The sequence below is a fragment of the Dielma fastidiosa genome, assembly GCF_000313565.1.
GTDB lineage: Bacteria > Bacillota_I > Bacilli_A > Erysipelotrichales > Erysipelotrichaceae > Dielma > Dielma fastidiosa.
In genome coordinates this window covers 124,346-150,644 of the sequence record NZ_HE578924.1, presented here as the reverse complement: position 1 = coordinate 150,644, position 26,299 = coordinate 124,346, and the positions used below count along the sequence as shown (strand labels likewise).

The window sequence follows — 26,299 nt, the reverse complement described above, 5'->3', positions numbered from 1 at the left end:
GAAAAGAGGATGACTATGGATAAAAAAGGATGCGTGCTGATTATCGGCGCCGGCCGCAGCGGCCGTGGAATGCTTGGTGAATTGTTTGACCGCGATGGCTGGCAGCTGATTTTTGCGGATAATGACACACAGTTAGTTGAAGGATTGCGGAAACAGAACTATTACACGGTGCAGATGACTGACCTGTCAACCAATGAAAATCAGGAACGGCGAATCGAAAATTTTAAGGTGTTGGATACGGTCAACGATTATGATGAATATATCGATGCGATAATTAACGCTGATTATGTTGCGACCGCTTTAAAACCCGATGCCTTTAAACAAGTTGCCAAGGATCTGGCGGCAGCCGTGGCAAGGCTTGCGGATTTAAAACTGAATAAAAAGGTGTTAGTTACGCTGGGAGCCAATTATGTCGGTTTGTATCAAACCTTTGATACGCTGATCCGCAAGGCATTAGATACTGAATTAATTCCAGTTTATGAGGCATCCATGTGTTTGATTATGTCTATCGTAAACCGTAAGAATCTGCTGCCGGACACGGCTCATAAAACGGAAGATCAATATCGGATCATCGGCGATAATAAGCCGGTACTGCGTGTAGAGGATCTGCCTGTACTGCGTGAAAAAGCAGAACTGCCGGCGTTCTTCCGATTAGAAAAGAATCTCGATCTGGCGATGGTCTATAAGATTTGGACTGGTAATTTAGTACAATGTTCAATGGCCTTTGTAGCCTTAAAAGACGGCATTGAATATACCAATGAAGCGGCTCATCATCCCAAGGCATCACTTTATGCCTATTATGCCGCGGTAGAGGGATACAACGGTGTAGCTGCCGAGTACCATTTACCGCCGCGCAGTGATGAAGAAGCAAAGAAAACGGTCACGATTTTCAGAAATGAAGAATTTCAGGACAGCCTGCACCGCATCGCGCGTGAACCAATTCGTAAATTTGGCCGCAATGACCGCTTCTTAGGACCTGCCTTCTGCTGCATCAAGCATGGTATTGTGCCTTATTATATAACTAAATGTCTCGCTTATGGATTTTTCTATTATAATGAACATGATCCACAGAGTGTTGAATTACGCAGGCGGATTGAAAATGAGGGCATTGAACAGGTGATTCAGTCATGCTGCTCCCTGCATTTAGAGGCAGAATATGACGCAATTATTTATCAATTGATTCTCAATGCATATTATGAAATATTGGGTAAAAATCCCTTAGATGAATAGGAGCTATTATGGATAAGAAAAAAGTAATCTTAATTTCACATGGTAATCTGTCAGCGGGTATGATGAATTCAGTGGGTATGATTATCGGTGAAACAAAGGATTTAACCTGTTATGGCTTGCAGCCGGGTGAAATGCCTGAAACGATTGCCGAAGCTATTGAGGCTAAGATTGATGCACAACCTGATACACAGTTTATCATTTTGGCGGATTTATTAGGCGGCAGTGTGTCCAATGCGGTGAGCCGTCTGAGTCTACGTGAGAATGTGCATTTAGTAAATGGTATGAATATGGGACTGGTGATTGGTATTTTGCTGCATCAGGGCATTTTGTCACAGAGTGAATTGGATCAGTTGATTGACGAGGCTAAAAGCGGCATGATGGAGACCCATTTATGCTTTGATGAAAGTGATGATGAAATCATTTAGTTTACAATACTTTGCTTATTATGCTACACTAACCTTGATAAAAGCTTGATTTATAGGGAATGGAGGCAATTGCGATGTCCTCGTATACAAACAAATTAAAAATGGTTTTTGACGGTCTGACCTTCTCAGAGGAGAAGCTTTCAAACTACATTCAGGAACATAGGGAAGAAATCAGAAATCTTACCTCACAGGAGTTGGCTGATGCGGTAGGTGTCGGCCAGTCAACGGTGATTCGTTTTTCACAAAAGCTTGGCTATGGCAATTATAAAAAGATGATTGCCGATATCAGTATGGATAATCCAGATGCCTATGTAGATCTTGAAATTGATGATCAGGAAAGTACCGTTGAAACAATGGAAAAGCTGCGGGAACAGTATAATCTGATTCTCGACATGACCTTTGATATGAATAAGAGTGATGATGTTGATCTGGCGGTGGATTTCCTTTATAATGCGCGTAAGATTATCATCGCCGGTTTCTCTGTCCGTAATAATTGCTTTGCTGATTACTTTGCGCACCGGCTGAGTTATATTGGTTTGGATGCCTATCATCATGACCATACGACAATGATCTATTCAGCATTGAATCAGTGTAATGATCAGGATGTCATCATCGTATTGTCAGAATCCGGAGAAACCAGGGATATGGTAAACTTTGCGAAGCTGGCCAAAAAGCGGGGTATGAAGGTAATATCAATTACTAAAGTATCTGAAAATACAATTAAAGCACTCTCTGATATTAATTTCAAATTAGTAGAGTATGGCAATCGCACTTTCCTAAGAACTAATTTGATCCGTTCTTCCTTGCTGGCAGTTTTTGATATGATTTATCTGAATCTTTTGAAGAAGGATTTTGAGCGTTTTGAAATGCATTCTACAATGATGAAGATCCAGACAAAATTAAACTATAAGGCATAGGGTCGGTTAAAAGCTGACTGTATATTGCCAACATTTCTTAATGAATTTATTAAATGATTAGGAAGCTGAGTCACAATGATTCGGCTTCTTTTGTTTATGCATATTCAAAATATTAAATCTTCTAAAATATTATCGGCAGCAACGATCTTTATGTGGACATTCAATCAAATAAAAAATAAAATGATAGTAAAGGGGGCATCACAATGAGAAAAGCAAAATTAATCTTACTTGTGTTGATTTTATTTGGGTGTACCAAACAAAGTGAGCCAGAGCAGCCTGATGTAATCAAACCGGAAATATCCACCATGTTTATCAAAAATGGGTGTTCTAAACGTTTTGGTGATACGTATGCAATCCGCAATCGAATCGATAATCTGCGCGTTAATGAACTTGTCAGCCTGCGCTTTATTCTTAATGATGAACAAAATGAAACAGCGATGGAGTATTCGATTAGTGATGAATCCATCCTCAATGAGTTTAAACAGCTATTGGATACAATTAAGGTTGATGTGAATAAAGATCATATTGAAACCCTTCCTGATGGACAGCTTTTTGCCTTTGAGGTTACCGTGAAGGATAAAGAGCCTATTGTATTTAAAGGGAATGATTATGGCTTTTGTCTTACGAAGAACGCATGCGCACTCACCGAAGAAAAGATGGTTTTGCTTGATTTCTTTAAAAAGCATACCGATTCCGGGTTGCCGGTTTTACCCATCGATTTAGATGAAATTACGGTTGATATGGGCACATGGGCAGAAACACCAGCCGCTGAATTTGAAGATACTTATCAGGAAGAATACACTTTTGGAAATGAGGAATATCTTTCACCAACAGCTTACAATACATGGTACTTTGAGAATGATCCATGGCTGCAGGCACTAAAAATGGCATTCTACATTAATGATGAATTTACAGATTATCATGATATTCAAGATTGGAATAAGGTTGTGGCAGGCTTAGCGATGCAGCAGATTCAGAATGGTTATCGGCGAAATAATTATGGGTCTGATATGTATACTTATTATGGACCGCAGGGGGATAGTGTTACTATAAACATGGATGAAGATGTACTGCCTGTTCATTCCCTGCAGCCGGATCGCTTTGTGACTTATTCGATGATAGAAAAGGCAGGCAAAGTTTTATTCAGTCAGGATTTTACAATGCCGGTTATTACTGAAAAACATCTTGCTGATTATCCGATGTTTACCGTCAATCACAGTCCGCAATTAAAGCTCTGTGATATTCATACACCTTATGAGTATTTTTTCGCAACTTTGGAAACCGGCTGGATATTTGAAGAAGCGGTCAATGGTAATCAGCGTACTTATGATTTATTGATTTATACAGGCAGCATAGAGTCACCTGATGATGGTAAAAATTCTCATTCCTTTAATGAACTATTTTATGTTTATAAAAATGATTTAGGTGAAGCTTATGATAACGTTATAGGGAATGAAGAACATTTTAAACAAGTCAGAATTGTATTAGAGGAAACTGATGAGGGTATCCGCATCAATTCATTTAAATATTTAAACAAGTTGGCAGCGCCTGAAGAAGAGCCGGCAACGGATAGTGATGCTGCGAGTGAAGGGGATTCATCGCCAGCTGCGGATACGGATCTTGACTTAGAACCTGAATCATCGACAATGAGTGATGCTTCAACTAATACAGATGTCAGTACACCTGCGGATGCCAGTGAGGAGGGTGCAGAATGAAAAAGTTATGTCTTTGTATCCTATTAGTTATCGGCGGCTGTAAGGCAGAACCAAAGCTGGAAGAACCTGCGATTACCTATGATTATGATCATTCAACCCCTGATGAAATATTTGATTTCTATCAGACCTTAGCGTTGAGTGAAGTGGTTGCGGATGTGATGAATAGTGATGGTATTGTCGAATATAGACTCAACGATTCTGAGCATTTAAATATGGTTATGACAACTTTACAAGGGATGGATACTGGTTATTTTTATCAACGGCCGGAAGATAGTTTGTATATTATTTATCAGCTGACGGATAAGAATGGTGAAACATATATCATGGAAAGCTATATAGATGTTTCTGATGACGATGCTGTTTATTATAGTGTTAATGAGTACAACCTAGCCTTTAAGGTTGAGGAAGATACCCTTTATAATTATGTAATAGAAAATGCTGATGAAATTATTGATACAGGTTATAAGCTAACTAGCATGGAAGAATGGCATGGCAGAAGAGGTTTGATTGATGGCCCGATCGAAGAAGGATTAGTGAAATATGCGGATGCTGATCATTGGCTGAGCGAGGCTGAGTTATTAAAAAATACCCAGCAATATGATGAAACTTATACGGATGCTGAATTCCTTGAAAATGATTATTTCGCAGTTGCGGAAAAAAATGGCATTGTATGTTGTCTGCGGTTTAAATCAAATTCATTAGGCAATACCCAGCTGCTGCCGCAAATGTATAGAAAAAAAGATCGGCATCAATCTTTGCGGGGATTGGAAGTTTTATCCTTTATGCTTTATCATATGGATGAAGCCGAACTAGTTGAAGTAAATAAAAATGAAATGACGAGCAAGGTAATCAAAGAAGCTAATTCTAACTATGTAAAAACATCACCGATTACAGTGGATCAGTTTATTGAAGTACATGATGATCGGGCGTATCATTTGGCATTGGATGCAGAGCATGCTGCCGCTAAATTGTTTAATGAGGTTATGTTTTTTAAATTTAATTGGACAGATGTACACCGCGATTATCAGCTCAGAGAAAATAATCAATTGATTTCACTGGTGTTTCCATTTGTAGGCAGTAGACCAAAACAGTTTATCTTTGTCAAGGAAACGGGCCTTACCTTGTCTGATAATGATATTAATGCTGAGGCTTTTAGCGGCGATCCCAACCAAACCATCAGACAATATATGGCACAGAAAAATATTGGTGTTTGTTCTGGTGTCTATGAGGAAATGATGGATGAGGGTGACTGCTATGTGGAAATTGAATGGAGTATTGATTCATATATACAACCTGAATACAGGGTCACAACCACGCACTACACAATTAATGATCAAGGACAGCTGGTCTTGCCAATCCTGATTAAAAATCAAGGTGTGTTTGATCGCTATGATGAATTTGTTGTAGATTATTAAATTTCTTTTAAAATGAAAAGAGGCAGCTTATGGAAAAAAGTACAGAACGCAGACATGAGGAAATCAGAAAATATTTGCTGGCTTATGAGCGGGCAAGTGTGAATGAAATTGCCAGAGTATTAGATGTGACACCGGAAACGATTCGCAAAGATTTCAGCTTTTTGGAGAATAAAGGTTTTCTGTTTCGAACCCATGGCGGAGCCGTGCTCAGAAATTCTAATGTCGATATTCCGCTGAATATTAGAACTCAGGAGAAAATGGATATTAAACGATTGATCTGTTCCAAGGTAATCAATTATATTGATAACGATAATGTTGTCTTTATTGATCCAAGCTCCACCGCATTGCCATTAGGAAGGCTGATCTGCCTGAAGAAAAACCTGCTGCTGATTACAAATTGTTTCGATATGGTCAGTATTGCTGCTGAAAGCAAGCATGAAATCATCATGCTGGGCGGTTCCTATTCAAAAACAGGCAAACGAACTCAGGGTCATTTTGTAACGGATATGATCAGTAAATTCTCCTTTGATGTAGCTATTTTCGGCTTAGATGGCAGCGAGGGACTTGACGGGCCGGGAACCCAAACTGAGGATGCGGTGTTTACCAACATGGCGGTGATGAAGCGCAGCAAACGTAATATTTTGATAATGGATTCCAGTAAATTTACAAGGCCGGCTAGATTTCAGTATGCGCAATTTTCCGATTTTGATTTACTGGTTACGGATAAGGTGCCTGATCAGCTTAAAGGCAAGATCAATACTACGGTGATTGAAGTTGGCAGTGAGTAGATAAGAGTAGGATAGGATGTACAGCGAATGTACATTCTTTTTTTATGTTTTCGTTTTGGCAGCATCAGGCTGAAAGCTGGTTATCATTTATCAGTAATGGTGTTAATATTAACCATATTAATGTTCTGATAATATTTTTGAAACAAAACAAACAAAAGGATAAAACTGATTGAAATAGGATAAAAATGTTTTGAACTATCGATTTATAGGAGAAGTATTGCTTTAATAGTTTTGAAATGATATTACTAAGGCAGGAGGAAGTAAAGCGCTTACAGATGGGTGCTTAAAATAAGCTCATGAAACAAAAAATGCAAAGCCGTTTAACCAATATCGGACGTAATCTTTATAAGGATAATGCAGGTAAGGTTTATATCTATGATAAGCGTAAAAATCTGGCTTACACATTGGATAAAAATAATCAGCTTAAATTCCAGCTGGTTCGCTGCCGTTTCATTATTCCGATTACCGTTGGTTTTCTGATTTATTATTATTTGCCGAATTATCCATTGTCTGTCAGCATTGGGCTTATCTGCTTTGTGCTGCTGCAGTTTTATTATCATCAGCGTTTCCTGCCGGAACTGCCGATGACCAATCGGTTTGAATTGCCGGCAAAGGAATCAATGATGCACAAGCTCAGCAACAATGAGGCATCTGTATTGGTGAAGAGAATCATTGGCGCGATTCTTATTGGCTCTTTGTTCATTTGGAATTTATTTGAGATGCAAATCAGCATTGATGATTTCCGTATGATCACTGATTGGAACCGCACATTAATGCTTCTGCTTTCACTGGCAATGATTTTGGTTACCTTTACTTCATCAGTAATGGTTGGAACCATTTTGGTTCAAAAAAACAGAAAGGGAAATAACAAATGACACATTTAATACTGGCAACGCATGGAACACTCGCCGAAAGCTATAAGCAGACAATCGCAATGATCGCCGGACACAGCCCCGCGGAAAGTCTTGAAACATTATGCATGAGCGCGGAGAAGTCGATGGCAGAGTTTGTCGAGGAGGCCAAAGCGGTATTGGCAAAAGATCCTGACGGTGATTATCTGATTCTGGCGGATATGTACGGCGCGAGTCCATGCAATTCAAGCATTCTGGCATTCAGGGAAGCGCATTATCGGGTTGTGACAGGTTTGAATTTAGGGATGGTTTTAGAGTTATTGCTTACCATGGAGAACGCTTCGTTGGAAGAACTAAGCAAGAAAGCAGCGGAAATCGGGAAAAACGGGATACAGGAGGTATATATTCCAAACTGCTAGTTTAGTTAGTCAAATGAAGTTCTTATAGAATAGGTGTTATGAAAGGAGAGGAATAAAATGACACTAGTTCAAGCAATACTGATTGCGGCATTGTATTGGCTCGACGCAGGGGAAATATTTGTACCCTTTACGTACTGTTTCTGTGATCTGATGTTCGTATCAATGCTGACGGGTCTCATCTTGGGAGACATTACGACAGGCGTTATCGTCGGCGGTACGATTCAGCCATTATATCTGGCATTAACAGCAGTAGGCGGGGCATTACCGGTCGACAAGGTCGCGGCGGGGGTTGTGACGACCTCCATGGTTATTACACAGGGTATCAGTCTTGAAGAAGGTCTGGTTATCTCATCGGCTGCCGCTTTAATCTGTGCTCAGCTTCATACAGTAAAACGTGTTGCGATGCTGTGGACGGTTCACCATGCGGATAAATGTGCCGAACAAGGCGATATCAGCGGATTACAGCGCACATCATTAATTTACGGACCATTAATCAGAGCCGTTATCTTCTTAATTCCAATGACTTTAATTTTGAAATATGGAACGGTCAGCTTAGGTATTTTATTAAATGGTCTGCCGGCCTGGGCAGAAAATATGTTTACGGTTGCCGGCGGCATGATGCCGGCGCTGGGCTTTGCGATGACGATTATGGTTATCGGTAAGGGTAATTTGATTCCTTTCTTTATTGCCGGTTTCTTCTTCGCACAATATTCAGGATTGAGTTCAATTCCAGGCTGTCTGTTAGGTATTTTCCTGGCATGGCTGTATATGACATTCACGAAGGATGCCAATGATTCAGGCAATGTATTTGCGGATTTAATGAGTCTGAATAACACTGAATCACAGGGTGAACGGCTGTTAAGTAAGAAGACATTAAATAAGGTTTGGTTTAACTGGCGGATGCATATCTGTCATGTGGATAATGTTGAACGTCTTCAGGCATTAGGTATGTGCTTAACTATGGCACCGGCACTTGAGGAATTATATCCGAATGATAAGGACGCGCAGATTGATGGTTTAAAACGTCATATGCAGTTCTTTATTACTGAGAATATGATCGGCGGTATTATTCCAGGCGTAGTTGTATCAATGGAAGAAGAAAGAGCCCGTGCATTGCGTGAGGGTGATGATGAAACACAGGTAATCAGCGGTGAATTAATTAACTCAGTAAAAACCGGTATGATGGGGCCTTTTGCCGGTATCGGTGATACGCTGAATTACGCTACGATTAAACCGCTGATGGCAGCCTTCTTTATGGGCTTTGCGCAAAAGGGGTATATCTGGGCGCCGATCGTCTATGATTTACTGCTTTATATCATTTTAACTTCAGAAGGCAAGTTCATGTTTAATCTGGGCTATAAGCTGGGTACTAAATCAGCTACCAGCATCTTGCAGAACCGTGCCGTACAAAAGATTGTGACTTTCTTCAGTATTATTGGTTTATTTGTGATGGGTGTCATGGCTGCGGAGAACGTCAGTGTCGCGTTAGGCTTAAATGTTCCTTATGGCGGTGAATTCTTAAGTCTTCAGGAAACATTGATTGACGGCATCGCGCCGGGTCTGCTTTCATTATGCGCGGTATTTGGAATTTATAAATATCTGCAAAAAGGCGGCAATATCTTAAAGGCTACACTGATTCTGCTGGGACTTTCTATCGTATTAGGCGGTTTAGGTATTTTGGCATAGCAAATTGTTAAGGAGGTGTAAATGATGAAAAAGTTTATGAATAAGGCTGAGGATTTCATACCAGAAATGCTGGCGGGTTATTATGCGGCGCATCCTGATTATGTAAAACCGGTTGACAACAATCTGCGCTGTTTATGCGCGGTTCATAAAAAGCCGGGCAAGGTTGCATTAGCTACCGGCGGCGGCAGCGGTCATCTGCCATTGTTTCTCGGTTATGTGGGCAAGGGCATGCTTGACGGCTGTGCCATCGGCGGTGTTTTTCAATCACCAAGCGCTGATGAAATGCTGAATGTGACGAAGGCAATCGATCAAGGCAGCGGTGTGCTTTATATTTATGGAAATTATAACGGTGATATTTTTAATTTCACAATGGCTGCGGAAATGGCTGACATGGAAGCCGACATTGAGGTTCGATCAATCATTGCCGGTGAAGATGCAGCTTCCGGGCCTAGAGCGGCAGCGGGTGAAAAGAATGTGCGCCGCGGAGTAGCCGGTATCTTCTTTGTCTACAAAATCGCCGGGGCGGCAGCCGATCAGCTGCTGCCGTTGGATGAGGTTGAACGGCTGGCTAAAAAAGCCAGTGAGCGGGTATCTACTATGGGAGCGGCACTGACCCCCTGCACGGTACCGCGAATCGGTCATCCCAGCTTTACCATTGGTGATGATGAAATGGAAATCGGCATGGGTATCCATGGTGAAGCCGGTCTTCGCCGCGGACCTTTGCTGAGTGCGGATGCCATCGTTGAGGAAATTCTGCCGGCACTGATCGATGATTTAAAACTGAATGCTCAGGATGAGGCCGCGGTTTTGATCAACGGCTTGGGTGCTACACCTTTAGAAGAACAATATCTGATTAACCGCAAGGTAAATGAATTGTTAACGAAAGCAGGAATATCAGTATATAAAACATATGTCGGTGAATATGCCACATCATTGGAAATGGCGGGTATGTCGATCACACTGTTTAAACTGGATGATGAGCTCAAGCCGCTGCTTGATGCTCAGGCGGATACACCGCTGTTTAAACAATTTGGGCGGTGAGCTTATGCTGGATAAAACATTTATTGAAAAGCTGTTTACACAATGGGATGTGATTTTTCAGGCCAATATTGAAACGCTGACCGAGCTTGATTCGGTTGGCGGTGACGGTGATTTAGGGATTGTAATGGGTGACGGGTTTAAGGCTGCCGATCAATTTGTTCATGACAGCATGGAGACTGATTTAGGCAAGCTGTTTTATCAGGCAGGCAAATGCTTCAATAATGCGGCTTCTTCCTCGATGGGTACCTTGTTATCATCAGGATTTATGAATATAGGCAAAAAGCTTAAGGGCAAAACAGCTTTAGCTAATGAGGAACTGCTGCTATTGGTGCGTGAGATGGCGGCCGGAGTCAAACAGACAGGTAAAGCTGAAGAAGGTGAAAAAACCTTCCTCGACGCGATTTATCCGGCTGCTAGGAGTATCGAAGATAACTTAACATCAGCACCTATTGATTTTCTGACTGCCGGATACCAAGCAGCTTGTCAGGGAGTTGATGACGCGGCCAAGATGGAAGCGAAGCATGGCCGTCTGGCTTTTCGAAAAGCGGACAGCATCGGCATCATTGATCCGGGTACCGTCGTTGCCAAGCTCTATATTGAGGGGCTGTTGAAAACAATAGCCAGTGAACAGCAATGATCAGAAAGAAACAAATTATCTGGCTCATGAAGCTGGCAGGACTGACGCTAGCAATCTACTGGTTCATGACCCAAGGTTTAACCACAACGCTGGGACAGAGCGTCAGCTCATCTTCGCCGAATCAGAACGCATTTACGGAGAATGGCTTAATGCTTGGCAGTTTGCTGCTGTTCTTTGCCCTTCTGTTGATTCATGATATTAAAGAACACAGGGCTAAGCGGCCAAAAGCAAGCCGCTGATTCATAAGGAGGCAAGATCATGTTTAAAGAATATCGCTATCCAAGCGCTAATCAGACGGATACGGTTTATGGTCTTGTCTGCTATCCAGATTCATCGATCCGCGGCTATATACAGATTATTCATGATCGCTATGACCATATTTCTCGTTATTGTGATCTAATGAAACAGCTAGCCAATGATGGTTATCTATCATTTGGCTGCGATTTGCTCGGTCATGGGAAAACAGCAGCATCATTGGGTGTCATTGAGGTGAATCATTCATGGCAGCTTATTGAGGATATTCACCAACTCTTTCTCTATGTATTCAATGATTTCAAAAAAATACCGGCAACGATCGCGGTCAATCAGTCAGATAAAAAAGGCAGCCAGACGGTTACCCATGCCGTAGAACCGATTCTGCATGGCATGCTGGGCATTGGCTTTGGCTGTGTGCTGGCTAGGAATTACATGATGAAATACAAAGATGTCAATGCGCTGATTTTATGCAGTGATGAAGGTTTTCCCGCTCACCCGCGCAGATCAGCCATGGCATGTAGAAAAGCAATGAAGGAAAAGGGCAAGAACTCTTACGCATCAGAATTAAAAGCGCTGCTTGAAGAAAATAAGCAAATTTATCTTGAAGGTGAAAAGGACACACACGCCTACCGCAGCAGCAAACGTCAGGAATTAAGGAAAATCAATAACGACAGTGCTTGTAATTTTGAGTATACAGTACGGGCTTATACTGAACTGCTGAATCAGCAGATGCTGATTGATCTTGAAACATGGACGGCTGCTTTTCCTAAGTATCTGCCTTTGTATATCATGGCGGGTATGCTTGATCCTATTTCTAATTATACGAAGAATATTGATTCGATGCTGATCAAATTAAAAGCATCTTCGGCTCAGAATATTTTCTATAAATATTATGCCAACAGCCGTCATGATTTATTTTTTGACAAGGATTCATCGGCTGCTATTAAAGATCTGCTGCTGTTTTTGAATAACTGTGTCAGAGCGCAGCGGGAACCATTTGAACGATTAAAAAAGCTAAACAGCAATTAGGAGGAAATCAAAATGTTAGTATCAATGCTTGAGATTATGAAGAAAGCCAAAGAAGGCGGTTATGGGGTTCTAGCCCCGAATGTATTTAATGAAGATTCAGTCAGAGCCTGCCTTGAAGCAGCGGTAGAATTGGATTCACCGGTAATTATCGATGTACTGCCAGGCAATCACAAGGATCTGGTTTCATTCGGCCGAATCGTTACCCAGTTAGCCAATGAGGTTCGTATCCCGGTAGCCTTGAATCTTGATCATGGCGATACATTTGAGGCATGCGTAAAAGCTATATACGGCGGTTTTACCGGTATCATGGTGGATCGTTCAGCATTGCCGTTTGAGGAAAATGCGAAAGAGGTCGCTTATTTTAAACGAATCTGTGAACCATTGGGAATTACGGTTGAGGCAGAATTTGGACAGATTGCTGATGGCTGTGATTATGAAGAAAAACGTGAGGAATTTTTGACCGATCCTGAGAAGGCAAAAGCTTTTGTGGAAGCCTCTGGCTGTGACTGCTTAGCGGTATCAATTGGTGAAGCTCATGGTGAATATACGAATAAGGGACCAGAAATTGACTTTGAGCGGCTTGCGAAAATTAAAGAACTGGTTGATGTGCCATTAGTATTCCACGGTGGTTCGTTCTCCGGTTTTGATAATATCGCGAAATGCTGTCAGATTGGCACTCAAAAAGTAAATATGGGAACTGATGCTTATAATTATGGCTTACAGCTGCTGATGGAGGACGGCCGTTATCCAGAAGAAAATATCGGCGCTCGTATGGCGGGTGATATTATGTGGGCTGGTTATAAAGAAAGAGTGATGGACTATATGAAAGTAACTGGTTCGGTAGGGAAGAACTGGCTCAAAATCACTGACTAAAAAGGAGGCATTATGATGGCAAAGATCGGATTAGTTAGAATCGACAGCCGATTAATTCACGGGCAGGTATGTACACAATGGCTGTACCGTACAAAGAGTAAAAAAGTATATATTATTGATGATCAGTCTGCGAAAGATCCATTTCTCTCTCAGCTATTCTCAATGGCATGTCCGGTAGGTGTTGAACTAGAAACCATATCCTGTGAAGAAGCCGGCAGACGCTGGCAGGCGAATCAGCTTGGGGAGGTTGAACCGATTTTCATTCTTTTTAAAGATGTTCCCAATGCTTACCGCGCTTATATGGCAGGCTTTAATTATCCTGAGCTGCAGGTTGGCGGCATCGGCGGCGGTTTTGGCCGCAAGATTGTCATGGGCCCGATTTCCTTTGACGATGAGGATGCGCGAATGATGAACGAAATGGCCAAAGCAGGTTTAAAGGCATATTTTCAGCCGGTTCCTGATGATAAGGAAGTTTCGTGGCAGGATGTTAAGGCGAAGCATTATCCGAATTTATAAGGGAAGAAAGGAAACTATATGAAACCTGTATTTGTTAGAAAACCCACTGAGGAACAAAAGGCATTGCTGCTGGCACAGCCGACATGGGAACATGAGCCGGAAACATGGGAAGCCAGCTATGATGAGCGTGAAGAAACATGTTTAGTCATTGAAGGGGAAGCCTATGTGCAGACTCAAGATGGCATCCGCTATCACTTCGCAGCCGGGGATTTGGTTACTTTCCAGCCGAATATGGACTGCATCTGGTGTGTTGAAAAGAAAATTAAAAAGCATTATATCTTTGATATGAAATAAGCTAAAAGACAGTTCTATCGCGGATCAGCGCTAGGACTGTTTTTCTTTTCGGAGGCTGTCGCATATGATAAAATAATAAAAAAGCAGGAGGATCTTATATGCATAATGGAACGCTTTGGCTGGATCAGGACGGCAACCCAATTCAGGCGCATGGAGGCATGATCGCAAAGTTTAAAGACCGTTATTATTGGTATGGTGAGCATAAGGGAGCTGATAACTGCCCTCATCAAACACGCGTTGATGTCATTGGCATTGCCTGTTACTCATCGACTGATCTGCATACGTGGAAATATGAGGGATTGGCATTATCCGCTGATGAGCAGGCTGATAATTATCTTCATCCAAGCTGTGTTTGTGAGCGTCCCAAGGTCATCTATAATGAATTGAATGATGAATATCTGCTTTGGTTTCATGCGGATGATGCACAGTATTATTACGCGGGTGTAGGTGTTGCCCGTTCTAAGCATCCGCAGGGACCTTTTCATGATGTCAGATTTATGCAGCCCAATCGCCTTGACAGCCGGGATATGACATTGTTTAAAGATCAAAATGGCAAAGCGGTATTAATTCACAGCTCCAATTACAATAAAACGATGGTACTGGCGGAATTAAATGACGCTTATGATGATGTCACCGGTTTTTATACTTCGGCGCTCATCGATCAGGAACGCGAGGCGCCGATACTCTTTAAGAAAGCTGATACCTATTACATGATTACCTCAGGCTGTACTGGCTGGCATCCCAACGCAGCGCTTTATGCTAAATCAAACCATCTGTACAGCGGCTGGAAGCTGATTGACAATCCATGCTCAGGCAAGAATTACCGCAAAACATTTAATGCTCAGGCATCTTATGTGTTTGAAAGCGATGGGCAGTATATACTTATGCTTGATCATTGGCAGCCTGATGATTTGCAGCATTCAGGGTACAGCTTTTTGCCAATCACTTTTACTGAAGATGGCATTGAGGTAATCTGGCAGGATCAATTTTAAATAAATCATTTGCGCTTTTTCATTAAATATAGGGTATAATCAAGTTATAGAACGTAGGAGAGTAAGAATCATGAAAGTACTTGTATTTGGATCATTAAATATTGATACTATTTATAAGCTGGAGCATATCGTGCAGCCAAACGAGACAATCTGCGCTTCCGGCTGTGAAATCTCAGCAGGCGGTAAGGGGTTGAATCAGGCAATGGCATTTGCCAAAACCGGACTGCCAGTCTATATTGCCAGCAATCTAGGAAGAAATGGACAGGTATTAGCTGATACGCTGAAAAGCGGCAATGTTGATATATCACTGCTGAACCATGTCGATGAAGACAGCGGGCAGGCAATTATTCAGGTGGATAAGGCAGGCAATAATGCAATCATTGTCAGCGGCAACTGCAATGAGCATATCAGTGAAGCATATATTGATTCAGTGCTGCCGCATTTTGAAAAGGGAGATATTCTGGTTATTCAAAATGAAATTAACAACCTTCATTTAATTATTGAAAAAGCTAAGGCTGCCGGTTTGATCATTGTGTTTAATCCTTCGCCGTATAATCATGTGATTGAGACATTGCCGATGGATAAGATTGATTATTTGTTTATTAATGAGGTAGAAGGAAGACAGCTGAGCGGTTCTGATAATGAAAAAGAGATTCCACGGCTGATTTTGGAAAGATACCCGGCAATCAAGGTGATTCTGACATTGGGAGAACGCGGGGCTGTCTATGCTGATGAAAATCAATATGTCTATGAACCGGCGATTAAAACAGAGGTTGTGGATACTGTGGGTGCCGGCGATACATTTACCGGTTACTTTATCTATGGCATCATGAGCCGTAAGTCAGTAAAGGAATGCCTGAACATGGCATCGACTGCCAGCTCAATCGTTATCGGCAGACATGGCGCGGGTAATTCAATTCCAACCTTGGATGAGGTAGAAAAGGCGCTGTAATATAAACAAAAAGGTTTCAACCTGTTATATGGCTGAAACCTTCTTTTTGATTTATTCAATCATTTCACCTTTTGCGTTAAAGCTGTAAGCATTACCTTGAATAGTAACATTCTGTTGATTCTTAATCAATAAAAGCCTTACATTCATGAGGCCTAGGCTTTATTTACTTGTATATTCAATCAGCACAGTTTCCCCCATTTTAGCTTGGCCGCCGGTATGAAATGCTGTCAGTTCATAATCATTGTGATTCATGATAATCATCGGCGTCGTTAGTGAGATACCCTTTGACTTAACAAAATCAGTGTCAACCTTGATGATTGGATCACCAGCTTTTACTTCTGTATTTACATCCACAAGTGCGCTGAAGCCTTCACCGCCCAGATTTACTGTATCCAAACCAATATGCACAAGCAATTCCAAGCCGTCTGCCAGCTTCATACCAAACGCGTGTCTTGTTTCCGGTATTAATACGATTGTGCCATCCGCTGGTGCCGCAACGATATTGCCATCTGGAATGATCGCAATCCCTTCACCCATCATCTTCTGCGCAAAGACTGGATCATCAACCTCACTTAAATCAATCACCTTGCCATCTACCGGCGCTGTCAGTGTCTTAACCGTATTCTTTTCTTTTTTTAAAAAGTTGAACATATTTTCCTCCTAGGGTTAAAAAAGGCATGAGCGCTATCAAAGAAATAGAACTCATGCCTGATTTAACAGTAACATTGTTGCCACTATCTTAAATTTTTCAAACGTGTTTGTCAACCCCTAAAAGCTTAAAATCAAAAAAATAAATATTTTTCCTGAAAGCGTTGACAAACGAGATTGGATTGGCTATAATCAAACCGTAATCAAGGATTGTTACTGTTAAGCAGGCAAGACCGAACATGAAGGTATACTACTTTTTTGTTTGGTTTTTTTATTTATCGGAGGGAGATTTGTATGAAAGTACTTCGTGTATTCAATAACAACATAGTGGCCACTAGAACCGACGATAATAAAGATGCGATCGCTCAAGGTGCCGGCATTGGTTTTCAAAAGAAACCCGGTGATACGATTGATGCGGAAAAGATTGAACGGATGTATTATATCCTTGATGAACATATGAGTAAGTTTAATGAATTATTTGATCAGACACCGATTGAGTATTTCCAAATTGCTGAAATGATTATGGAAGAGGTTAAGAAACAGCTGCATGTGAATCTCAGCAATCAGATCGTAATCGCGCTCACTGATCATATCTACTTCGCTGTTCAGCGTCAGCAGGAGGGAGTACAGCTTCCCAATCTGATGATCAGTGAAATCAGAACGATGTATCGGGATGAATATAAGCTTGCGCTTTGGTCATTGAATATTATTGAACAGATTACCGGCATCCGCCTTGATGAAGATGAAGCGGGTTATATTACGATGCATATCGTCAATGCGACAATGCAGAGTACAACCGATAAAACTACAAGTATTCTGCTGTTTACTAAAGGTGTGCTTGATGTGATTCGTCAGGAATTTAATATTAAGCTTGATCCGGATCAGCTGGATGCGGCAAGATTAATGACGCATTTAAAGTTTTTGGCTCAGCGTATCTTTCAAGGTGAAAGCAGTGAACTGAATGAGGTTGAGGATATGTATGATCTGCTGATAAAAAAGGATGACCGATTAAAGAACTGTATCATTAATGTCACTACTTATATCGAACAGACATTTAATTATACATTATCAAGACAGGAGCAGGTGTATCTGATGATTCATTTGCTTAAAGTAGTAAAATAGAAGGATTGTTACTGATAAGCAGGCAAGACCTATAAGATGAACCTTTATAAAAGGGGATTTTATAGGTCTTTATTTTATTTATAACATTATTTAAAGGAGAAAAATGATGAAAGACAAAATTATGGGAGTAATGGAGAAATTCTCCAAAGCAATGGTTCAGCCGCTCAGCTATATCTCAGTAGCGGGTATGATTCTGGTTATCGGCGTATTGCTGACCAACACAACAATTACCGGCATGCTGACATTATTACAGGCAGCGCCGATTCAGTTAGCGGGTAATTTACTATATCAATGTATCATGGCAATTATCAATAACCTCGGTTTAATCTTTGCCGTAGGTATTGGGGCTGCTTTGGCTAAAAAGGAAAAGCATCAGGCGGCTATGGTTGGTCTGCTTGCATATATTATGTTCCTGACAGCTAATAATGTAACCTTGTCAACGAACGGCTTGTTGGCTGAACCAAGTGCGATGCTTGGCCTTTACGGTACTGGTCAATCAACGGTATTGGGGCTGCAGGTTACCGATATGGGTGTATTCAGCGGTATCATTCTTGGCTGTCTGACTGGTTATGTATTTAATAAAACATGTGAAGCCCGCTTCAAAGGCTATTGGGCGATGTATTCAGGAACTCGTTTCAGTTTTGCCTGCATGGTGGGTGTTTCAATTCTGTTTGGTTTTGGCTGTACTTATGTTTGGCCATTTGTACAAAGTGTGATCACAGCCTTAGCACAGGTTATCGCTAATTCAGGTGAATTTGGTTTATTCTTATATGGTATGCTTGAACGTCTGTTGATTCCAACCGGTCTTCATCATTTAGTCTACGCGCCATTCCAGTTTGGTGATCTTGGCGGTACGCTGGCATTAGGTGAAACAACAGTCGTTGGTGCTTATCCAATCGTTATGACTGAACTGCAGATGGGTGTGCCATTCTCTGATTCAATCTATTACATGGGTACGGGTCTTGCGAAGACATTTGGTTATATCGGTATCTGCGCAGCCTTCTACTTTACCGCTTATCCGGAGAATAAAAAGAATATTAAAAATATATTGATTCCATTAGTAATGACGGCTTCACTGGCTGGTATTACGGAACCGATCGACTTCATGTTTGCCTTCACCGCGCCGCTCTTATTCCTTGTGCATTCAGTAATTGCCGGTACATTCTTAGCCTTGCTGAAAGTATTTAATGTTCACGCGATGAGCACTGGTTTAATCAATGGCTTTGTCATGAATCTGGCTGCCGGTATGGAAAGAACAAACTGGCCGGTATTCTATCTCATCGCTGCGGCTGAAATTGTTGTCTATTTCTTAGTCTTTGTATTCCTGATTAAGAAATTTAAGCTGCATACACCGGGCCGTGAGGAAAAGGTGCTGGAGAATAATGAACAAGCATCGACATCAGCTGCCGGCAGTGCGATGGCTGAAGCACAGATCATGGCGATTATCGAAGGCTTAGGCGGCAAAGCGAATATCAAGGGTGTAGAAAACTGCTTCACACGTCTGCGTGTTGATGTGGCAGATATGGCATTAGTGAATGAAGCGAAAATTAATGAAACAAAAAACAGCGGCATTGTGAAACGCGGCAATAATGTACAGATTATCTATGGTTTGGAAGTACCGCAGATCCGCAAGGCTGTTGATGAAAAGCTTGCGTCATTATAAAAAAGAAAGGTGGAAATTAAAATGATTATTACTATTGTAGGCGGCGGCAGCACATTTACGCCGGGTATTGTTACTTCGATTGCATTAAGACAAAAAGAATTAGGTGTTACAGAAGTTCGTTTATATGATATTGACGGAGAACGTCAAAGCAAGGTGGGTGTTGTTGTTGACTGGATTTTAAAGGATATGAAATCTCCGATCAAATTAACGGTTACCACAGACAAAAAAGAAGCTTATACAGACGCGAAATTTATCTTTGCGCAAATGCGTGTCGGCAAATATGCAATGCGTGAACAGGATGAAAAAATTTCCTTGCGTCATGGTGTTGTAGGACAGGAAACATGCGGCTGCGGCGGTATGGCTTATGGTCTGCGTACTATTTTCCCAATGATTGAAATGATTGATGATGTAGAGAAATATGCCGCAAAGGATCATTGGATTTTAAACTATTCCAACCCGGCAGCTATTGTGGCAATCGCTTGTCAGAAGCTGAGACCTAATGCACGGATTATCAATATCTGTGATATGCCGATCGCAATTATTGAAATGATCGGTAAATGCGTTGGTATTAAGGATTACACAAACATTGATGTTGATTACTTTGGTTTAAATCACTTTGGCTGGTTTACCCGCATGGAATATGAAGGCCGTGATGTAGCGGCAGAAATCCGTGCTTATGCGAAGGAACATGGTATCCTGCTGCCTAAGGAGCATATTGAGGCGCTTAAGAAGCATGAAGCAACAGGGGATCGTCATGCCAATCAGTCTTGGATCAAGGTATGGACAAACGCAGCCCGTTTGATGGAATTATGTCCGGAATATATTCCTAATACTTATTTGACTTACTATTTATTCCCGAAGGAAAATGTTGAACATTCAGATCCGAATCACACACGCGCTAACGAAGTAATGGAAACTCGTGAAAAGGCATTGTTTGAAGGAGTTGACCGTTATCTGGCAACGGGTGAAATAGATAAAAAGGTATTCTATGCCGGTGCGCACGGAAACTTCATCGCTGATTTAGCTGTAGCACTCTTAGGTGATGAGAAGAAGAAATTCATCATCATTGAACCAAATAACGGCAAGGTGCCAAATCTGCCGGATGATACAATGATTGAATTACCAGCATGGATCACTAAGAACGGTCCTGAATTGATTGGTATTGAACCAATTTCCACTTTCTATAAAGGTATGATTGAACAGCAGAACGCTTGTGAGCATCTGCTTGTGGAAGGGGCAATCGAAGGTTCTTATACAAAAGTGCTTCAGGCGTTTGCACTAAATAAAACAGTGCCGTCAATTGAAGTGGCTAAAGAAGTGCTTGATGAGATGATCGAAGCAAACAAGGCTTACTGGCCTGAATTAAAATAAGCGAAAAGGTTGGTTTTAGGAGATACACTCTTAAAATCAACCTTTTGTTTTAATATGAAAATAGTTAACTCAGAAGTTTGCTGTTGGTTGGCGCTGAGTCTTCATCCGCCTTTTCTTTATCAATTAAGGAAATCGTTTGGGCATCTCTGCGGAAAACGTGGAAGTTTGCCCATGAAATTGGGCTGGCTTCAAATTCTGCCTGCGCAGCATCAAGGACAGCAGGCAGATCCCAAGCGATAAAATCAAGATAACCGCAGTATATGCCGGTCGCACCGCCGGTAAAGGTAACCGCATGTTCACCAGCACTTTTTAAAATAGCGGCTTCAATCATATCTCTGAAATCAAGTACAGCATTCTTTGGCGCATCATTAAAGGCATCCAGTGAGTAACAGAAGAAGCCAGGTACCGCACCATCCTTATGGAAAGCATCCATTGTCTGATGTTCATGATTCAGATATTCATTGATCAAATTCGGACAGCGGGTGGACCCAACATAGACATCCATACGCCAATCTGCCTTCATGTCATTATCCGGATCAAGCTGATAACCGATATAGCTTCTTTCTAAATAGGCTTCAACATCAAACTGTAAATCAAAACCCTTTTCAGTCAGTAAATCCGGCAGCTTGGCAAGGGGATGAGCCGCTTCTGCTTTTGGTTTGCCGATTACTTCAAACTCATCAATCAGCATCATAGCATTAATTTCACCCAGCGTCTGATCAGTGAGTACGGATAAAAACCACCAAGCTCGGCCTTCATCCTCTTCAAGCAATTTTACTAAAGCTTCACAATATAAAGTCAGGTCAATTTTTCTTTTATCTGTGACATTAACCCATACCTGTACATCATCGGCGCTGATCTGAATATCTTCATAACGCAGGGCAAAGCCATTGGCAGCCTGTCTGCCTACCCAGATATTCCATTGCGGCAATGATGGTGCTTGACGCTTAAAATAGACTAGCTTGAATAAGGTACTGAAATTACCTTCCGGTGAGAGAATTAATTCATATTGCTTTCCATTAAAACCTAGTTCAAATGCGATATCCTCAAATGCTAATGAGAGAATGGCATGACATTTTTCCATTAATTGTTCACTGACCTCATCTCGATTACGCACATCCATCAGGCTGCGCAGTTCAGCCTCACCTTCAATAAATGCCTGCCAGCATTCAGCCGTACGCTGACTGAAATTCTTGCGGAAGCGGGGCATTGTCAAACATTTGCGGCAGCTTCGGATAAAGGCCAGTGTATCCTCATCATTTGGACGGGCTGCCAGCGCCTGTTCAAAATAAGGCAGTGCATTATATTCCTGATCTAAGTAATAATAGGCATAACCTATGCGAAAATTCCAAAAGTGATCACCTTTAAAATATTCTTCATGCTGTTTCAGCAGCGCAATCGCTTTCTTAAAAAGTGAACGGTCTTCAGTGGACGCTAAATTATTGTAGGCTCGGGCTAATTCACTGTCTAATTCGGGTGTGCGTTCATTTGAAGGCAAGGCTTCAATCGCTTCAATGATTTTATTATATTCATCGTTTTCATGCCAAATCTGGCACTGTTCTAAGATGTTCATAGTTTTTTCTCCCAGCTGTGTGCTTGATAAACATAGTCGATTGATTTCATTCTAATATTCATATCACGGATTGTCAAGGGTTGCGCGAAGGCTGTCGACAGTACCTGAATACCTCCAAAATTGCTGCTGATTCATGACAAAATACAAAATAATGGCTGATTATTTGAAGGTTAACGCAAGATTAAAAGCTAATGAATAAAAAATTGACAAAACTATCACAAAAGGTCTTGTTTTTTTATTAACAACTGCTATAATAATATTACAGTGAACGTGTTCACTTAAATTCAGGAGGGACATATGAAGAAAGGTATATTAGTTGGTATCTCAGCATTGATGGCCTTAAGTTTAGGCGCTTGTTCAACACCGGCAGAGAAGCCGGAAGAACCGAAAGCAGGTTATACGGCAGGTACTTTTACAGGTACATCCAGAGGTATGAAGGGCGACATGAATGTTGATGTAACCTTCAGCGATTCCGAAATTACGAAGATTGAAATTACGACTACCAATGATACATATGGTGTTGGTTATGGATTAGACATGACACCTTATGAAACATTGCCAGGCAAGATTCTTGAAACACAATCCTTAAATATTGATGCAATTACTGGTGCGACGATTACGAGTAATGCAATTTTGAGTGCTGTCGGTGATGCGGTAAAACAAGCTGGCGGTGATGTTGACGCGTTAAAGGCAGTGGAAGTTGAAAAGGCAGCGGCAAAGGATGAAACATTAGATGCTGATGTTGTTATCGTAGGTGCCGGCGCAGCGGGTATGAGTGCGGCTTTAGAAGCATCCAATGCCGGTGCGAAGGTTATTATTCTTGAAAAACAAGGAATCCCAGGCGGTGCGACTACACTGAGCGGCGGTAAATTACTGGCAGCAGGTACTGAATTCCAGGAAGCTGCTGGTTTTGAAGGTGATACACCGGAAGCATTATATGATTATCTAAAGGGTGTCGGCGGTGATCTGATCGATGATGAAAAGCTTCATGAATTTACAGATAATGCGCTGGGTGATTTTAATTGGCTGATTGATAACGGCGTAGTTGTTAAGGATGTGGAACCAATTCATTCATCAATTACTCCTTGGCGTGTACACAATACGCTTGAAAAAGCGGGTATGACAAACGGCAACGGCGGTTTGATTACTGTACCATTAGTAAAGGCCGTTCAGGCTACTGATGCTGAAATTAAATATAATGTATCAGCAAATGAGTTATTAACAAATGAAAATGGTGATGTTGTAGGTGTTGTTGGGGTTAAGCCTGACGGATCAAAGGTAACGGTTAACGCGAAGTCAGTAATTATCGCAACTGGCGGTTATGCGCAGAATAAAGAAATGATTTCTCGTTATCCATCAGCTGAAGGCTATGTAACTTCAGTTCCTAGAGGTAATGTCGGTGATGGTCTTACTATGAGTGAAGCTGTCGGCGCGCAGATTTTCAATGCACCAAGCACACAAATCGTATTTACAAGCTTTACAAGCGGTGTCGGCATCAATGAAGAAGCAGGCTTAATCGTAAATGAAAAAGGCGAACGTGTTGTTGATGAATTCACTTATCAATATCATGTAGCTGAAGCGTTAGTTAACTCTGGCAGCAAGATTGGCTGGTATATCGCAAGTGCTAATGATCCAGCGCCAACTGTACAATATGCAATGACTTTAGATTCAACATTAAAAGCTGAATCAGCGGAAGAATTAGCGGCACTGATGGGTGTTGATCCTACAACATTCGCATCAGCAGTAGCACGTTACAATGAATTATGCGCGGCTGGCAATGATGAAGATTTCGGCAAACCAGCTGATAAAATGAATGCTCTTGAAGGTACAATTTATGCTATCGAAATGAAACCGGTTGTTACGGTAACTTACGGCGGTCTGGTAACTGATGTGGAAGCTCAGGTACTTGATACAAATAATACGCCGATCAAGGGTCTGTATGCGGCAGGTGAGGTTGCCTTTACTGGCTTATTCGGTACTGAATATCCTTGCTGCGGTATGGCTATCGGATCAGCTGTACGTTTTGGACGGATTGCGGGTATCAATGCTGCAAAATAGTTAAAAATAAGGTATAATAAATCTGCTAAAGAAAAGCTGTCGGCATCGGCAGCTTTTACTTCTAAGGATAGGAGTGATTTTATGGGTATCCGAGATGAACAGAAAAAAGAAACTTACCGAAAAATTCATCAGGCAATTACTGAATTGGTAAAAGAAAAGAATTATGATTCAATCACAATCAGAGAGATTTGTCAGAAGGCGGATATTTCGATTGGTTCTTATTATAAGCATTTTAATTCCAAGGATGATATCATTGTCCAGCAGTCAATGAAAAGCTCACTGCATACCCGTGAAGAAATTGCGCCGAGGCTGAATCGTGAAACTGGCTTGGCTAACCTTGAGGTCTATCTTGAGATGCAGAATGAATTGCTGAATGGCAATGATGTCGAATGGCTGCGTGAAATTTTCCGAATCTATCTCTATCACCGCGCGGATACAATGCCGGATAAAAACAGCATTAACTATCAGGTATTGAAAAAGGTTGTCAGCGCCGGTCAAAAAGACGGCAGCATCCGCAAGGATATACCCGCTGATGAATTGGCGTGGATCGTATTAAAAATGATTATCGCTAACTATTTCTGTTACTGCATGCAGGAAGGGGATTTCAATTTGGGTGAGGTTATGATTAAGGAGATACTTACATTATGCAGAAGAAGCAATAATTAGATTGGGTTTTCACTCCATTAAAATGTGCATATGCACATAAAATTTAAGTGAACATTGGAATTCAGAGCAGCAAGCTGTTTAATACTTCCACAAATCGCAGCATGAACTGTACTTCATCAAGAAGCAGATAATTAATAAACTTGAAGCACACCTTGGAATCTCTTAATTCCTCATTCTCAATGCCGTTTATGGCAATCTCGATGATATGACTGGCATCAACATCATTCTCCAATATCTCTTAAATATAGTAAACAGCAAAAAGAATTTACCGCATCTGCAAATACCGGTAAATTCTTTAATCATTCCGTTATCTTATCTATCAATCAGCTGCTGCAAGTAAGATGCTGAAGGTTACTGATAGCGGCCTTTTTTCTATATAAAAGCCCATTAATGAATGGGCTAAATTACACACTTTATATGAGTTGACTGCATTTTGCGGCTAATGCCACAATTTTCTCATAGATTGTATCAATCACTTTATTAAATTCTTCATCATTTTTATCTGTTGGATCATCAAGTCCCCAATCTTCCTGATATTTGCATGGAATAGCAGGACATTCAACATTGCATCCCATAGTAATAACAATATCGATAGGCGGCAGTTCTTCGATGAGCTTTGAATATTGAGTTGCCTCCATATCAATCTGATATCTTTCTTTCATCAGACGTACTGCATCCTGATTGATCTGCGGCTTGGTTTCTGTACCGGCAGAGTAACTTTCAAAAGCATCAGCAGCCAGCTGTTTGCCAAGTGCTTCAGCGATTTGACTGCGGCAGGAATTATGCACACAAATAAATGCTGCCTTTGGTAAATGTTCCATTCCTAAATACCTTTTAAAATATCTTTTACTTCTGTTACGGATAATACTTTGCCATAGGCTACGACTTTGCCATCAACTACTATAGCTGGTGTGGACATAACCCCATAGCTGGCAATTTGCGCAAAATCAGTAATGTGATCAATCGAATAATCCAACGCTAATTCTTCAACCGCTGTACGGACAGCTTTCTCTAAGGCTTGGCATTTTGCGCAGCCAGAGCCTAAGATTTTAATACCCTTATCCGATTTCAGCTTCTCCGCCTCCGCAATAGCATCAACATTACAATTACAGCAAGTTTTTTCTTCTTCTTTCTTTTTAAATAATTTCATTTTAACTACCTCC

28 protein-coding genes are annotated in these 26,299 nt (G+C 41.3%); 23 read left to right on the top strand and 5 right to left on the bottom strand.

Annotation, left to right across the window (positions count from 1 at the left end):
* Positions 1 to 15 precede the first annotated feature (15 nt).
* The 18 genes from DAHG_RS18730 to DAHG_RS04005 all read left to right on the top strand — a co-directional run bounded on the left by DAHG_RS18730 (position 16) and on the right by DAHG_RS04005 (position 16,035).
* Positions 16 to 1,230, top strand: a complete 1,215-nt coding sequence (locus DAHG_RS18730; RefSeq protein WP_022937057.1) for a mannitol dehydrogenase family protein — start codon at positions 16 to 18, stop codon at positions 1,228 to 1,230.
* 8 nt (positions 1,231 to 1,238) lie between these two features.
* Positions 1,239 to 1,655, top strand: a complete 417-nt coding sequence (locus DAHG_RS04095; protein WP_022937056.1) for a PTS sugar transporter subunit IIA — start codon at positions 1,239 to 1,241, stop codon at positions 1,653 to 1,655.
* Positions 1,656 to 1,729: 74 nt separating this feature from the next.
* Positions 1,730 to 2,572 carry a MurR/RpiR family transcriptional regulator gene (locus tag DAHG_RS04090; protein WP_022937055.1) on the top strand — a complete coding sequence of 281 codons (843 nt, stop codon included), beginning with the start codon at positions 1,730 to 1,732 and terminating at the stop codon, positions 2,570 to 2,572.
* 203 nt (positions 2,573 to 2,775) lie between these two features.
* Entirely contained in the window at positions 2,776 to 4,287 is a 1,512-nt protein-coding gene (locus tag DAHG_RS04080; protein WP_022937053.1) for a hypothetical protein, read from the top strand.
* Positions 4,284 to 5,702 (top strand): hypothetical protein, encoded by a 1,419-nt coding sequence (locus DAHG_RS04075; RefSeq protein WP_022937052.1) that lies wholly within the window; start codon positions 4,284 to 4,286, stop codon positions 5,700 to 5,702. Before DAHG_RS04080 ends, DAHG_RS04075 begins: the two co-directional genes overlap by 4 nt.
* Before the next feature lie 29 nt (positions 5,703 to 5,731).
* On the top strand, positions 5,732 to 6,490 hold the full coding sequence (locus tag DAHG_RS04070) for a DeoR/GlpR family DNA-binding transcription regulator (RefSeq protein WP_022937051.1): 759 nt from the start codon (positions 5,732 to 5,734) through the stop codon (positions 6,488 to 6,490).
* Between the two features lie 296 nt (positions 6,491 to 6,786).
* Positions 6,787 to 7,365 carry a hypothetical protein gene (locus tag DAHG_RS04060; RefSeq protein ID WP_022937049.1) on the top strand — a complete coding sequence of 193 codons (579 nt, stop codon included), beginning with the start codon at positions 6,787 to 6,789 and terminating at the stop codon, positions 7,363 to 7,365.
* A complete protein-coding gene (locus DAHG_RS04055) occupies positions 7,362 to 7,760 on the top strand; it encodes a PTS sugar transporter subunit IIA (RefSeq protein WP_022937048.1) in 399 nt (132 codons plus the stop codon). The genes DAHG_RS04060 and DAHG_RS04055 overlap by 4 nt, the downstream gene beginning before the upstream one ends.
* A gap of 57 nt (positions 7,761 to 7,817) precedes the next feature.
* Positions 7,818 to 9,446: a PTS system mannose/fructose/sorbose family transporter subunit IID gene (locus DAHG_RS04050; RefSeq protein WP_022937047.1), complete on the top strand. Its 1,629-nt coding sequence runs from the start codon at positions 7,818 to 7,820 to the stop codon at positions 9,444 to 9,446.
* Between the two features lie 21 nt (positions 9,447 to 9,467).
* Positions 9,468 to 10,487, top strand: a complete 1,020-nt coding sequence (locus tag DAHG_RS04045; RefSeq protein ID WP_022937046.1) for a dihydroxyacetone kinase subunit DhaK — start codon at positions 9,468 to 9,470, stop codon at positions 10,485 to 10,487.
* A gap of 4 nt (positions 10,488 to 10,491) precedes the next feature.
* On the top strand, positions 10,492 to 11,124 hold the full coding sequence (locus DAHG_RS04040) for a dihydroxyacetone kinase subunit L (RefSeq protein WP_022937045.1): 633 nt from the start codon (positions 10,492 to 10,494) through the stop codon (positions 11,122 to 11,124).
* Complete coding sequence (locus tag DAHG_RS04035; protein WP_022937044.1) at positions 11,121 to 11,363, top strand: hypothetical protein; 243 nt, start codon at positions 11,121 to 11,123, stop codon at positions 11,361 to 11,363. Before DAHG_RS04040 ends, DAHG_RS04035 begins: the two co-directional genes overlap by 4 nt.
* A gap of 19 nt (positions 11,364 to 11,382) precedes the next feature.
* Positions 11,383 to 12,408, top strand: coding sequence for a serine aminopeptidase domain-containing protein (locus tag DAHG_RS04030; RefSeq protein WP_022937043.1), 1,026 nt, complete (start codon positions 11,383 to 11,385; stop codon positions 12,406 to 12,408).
* A 12-nt stretch (positions 12,409 to 12,420) separates the two neighbouring features.
* Positions 12,421 to 13,281: a class II fructose-bisphosphate aldolase gene (locus DAHG_RS04025; RefSeq protein WP_022937042.1), complete on the top strand. Its 861-nt coding sequence runs from the start codon at positions 12,421 to 12,423 to the stop codon at positions 13,279 to 13,281.
* A gap of 12 nt (positions 13,282 to 13,293) precedes the next feature.
* A complete protein-coding gene (locus DAHG_RS04020; protein WP_235696024.1) occupies positions 13,294 to 13,797 on the top strand; it encodes a PTS sugar transporter subunit IIB in 504 nt (167 codons plus the stop codon).
* An 18-nt stretch (positions 13,798 to 13,815) separates the two neighbouring features.
* On the top strand, positions 13,816 to 14,091 hold the full coding sequence (locus DAHG_RS04015; protein WP_022937040.1) for a cupin domain-containing protein: 276 nt from the start codon (positions 13,816 to 13,818) through the stop codon (positions 14,089 to 14,091).
* 98 nt (positions 14,092 to 14,189) lie between these two features.
* Positions 14,190 to 15,083 (top strand): glycoside hydrolase family 43 protein, encoded by an 894-nt coding sequence (locus DAHG_RS04010; RefSeq protein WP_022937039.1) that lies wholly within the window; start codon positions 14,190 to 14,192, stop codon positions 15,081 to 15,083.
* A gap of 70 nt (positions 15,084 to 15,153) precedes the next feature.
* Entirely contained in the window at positions 15,154 to 16,035 is an 882-nt protein-coding gene (locus DAHG_RS04005) for a ribokinase (protein WP_022937038.1), read from the top strand.
* 159 nt (positions 16,036 to 16,194) lie between these two features.
* Here the strand turns inward: DAHG_RS04005 and DAHG_RS04000 are convergent, their stop codons facing one another.
* The gene (locus DAHG_RS04000; RefSeq protein ID WP_022937037.1) at positions 16,195 to 16,686 is read right to left on the bottom strand and encodes a PTS sugar transporter subunit IIA; all 492 of its coding nucleotides are present in this window, start codon (positions 16,684 to 16,686) and stop codon (positions 16,195 to 16,197) included.
* Positions 16,687 to 16,977: 291 nt separating this feature from the next.
* Between DAHG_RS04000 and DAHG_RS03995 the strand changes: the two genes are divergently transcribed.
* The 3 genes from DAHG_RS03995 (at position 16,978) to DAHG_RS03985 (ending at position 20,839) form a co-directional block, all read left to right on the top strand.
* A complete protein-coding gene (locus DAHG_RS03995; RefSeq protein ID WP_022937036.1) occupies positions 16,978 to 17,805 on the top strand; it encodes a PRD domain-containing protein in 828 nt (275 codons plus the stop codon).
* A 103-nt stretch (positions 17,806 to 17,908) separates the two neighbouring features.
* Complete coding sequence (locus DAHG_RS03990) at positions 17,909 to 19,468, top strand: PTS transporter subunit EIIC (RefSeq protein WP_205408097.1); 1,560 nt, start codon at positions 17,909 to 17,911, stop codon at positions 19,466 to 19,468.
* Between the two features lie 21 nt (positions 19,469 to 19,489).
* On the top strand, positions 19,490 to 20,839 hold the full coding sequence (locus DAHG_RS03985) for a family 4 glycosyl hydrolase (RefSeq protein WP_022937034.1): 1,350 nt from the start codon (positions 19,490 to 19,492) through the stop codon (positions 20,837 to 20,839).
* A 64-nt stretch (positions 20,840 to 20,903) separates the two neighbouring features.
* Here DAHG_RS03985 and DAHG_RS03980 read toward each other — a convergent pair whose 3' ends face one another.
* Positions 20,904 to 22,412, bottom strand: coding sequence for a hypothetical protein (locus DAHG_RS03980; protein WP_022937033.1), 1,509 nt, complete (start codon positions 22,410 to 22,412; stop codon positions 20,904 to 20,906).
* A gap of 297 nt (positions 22,413 to 22,709) precedes the next feature.
* Between DAHG_RS03980 and DAHG_RS03975 the strand changes: the two genes are divergently transcribed.
* Entirely contained in the window at positions 22,710 to 24,470 is a 1,761-nt protein-coding gene (locus tag DAHG_RS03975) for an FAD-dependent oxidoreductase (RefSeq protein ID WP_022937032.1), read from the top strand.
* 81 nt (positions 24,471 to 24,551) lie between these two features.
* The gene (locus DAHG_RS03970) at positions 24,552 to 25,136 is read left to right on the top strand and encodes a TetR/AcrR family transcriptional regulator (protein ID WP_022937031.1); all 585 of its coding nucleotides are present in this window, start codon (positions 24,552 to 24,554) and stop codon (positions 25,134 to 25,136) included.
* A gap of 61 nt (positions 25,137 to 25,197) precedes the next feature.
* Here the strand turns inward: DAHG_RS03970 and DAHG_RS18725 are convergent, their stop codons facing one another.
* The 3 genes from DAHG_RS18725 to DAHG_RS03955 all read right to left on the bottom strand — a co-directional run bounded on the left by DAHG_RS18725 (position 25,198) and on the right by DAHG_RS03955 (position 26,286).
* Complete coding sequence (locus DAHG_RS18725) at positions 25,198 to 25,368, bottom strand: hypothetical protein (protein WP_022937030.1); 171 nt, start codon at positions 25,366 to 25,368, stop codon at positions 25,198 to 25,200.
* Positions 25,369 to 25,549: 181 nt separating this feature from the next.
* Positions 25,550 to 25,957, bottom strand: coding sequence for an arsenate reductase ArsC (locus tag DAHG_RS03960; RefSeq protein ID WP_022937029.1), 408 nt, complete (start codon positions 25,955 to 25,957; stop codon positions 25,550 to 25,552).
* 2 nt (positions 25,958 to 25,959) lie between these two features.
* Positions 25,960 to 26,286, bottom strand: coding sequence for a thioredoxin family protein (locus tag DAHG_RS03955; protein WP_022937028.1), 327 nt, complete (start codon positions 26,284 to 26,286; stop codon positions 25,960 to 25,962).
* Between the last annotated feature and the right edge of the window lie 13 nt (positions 26,287 to 26,299).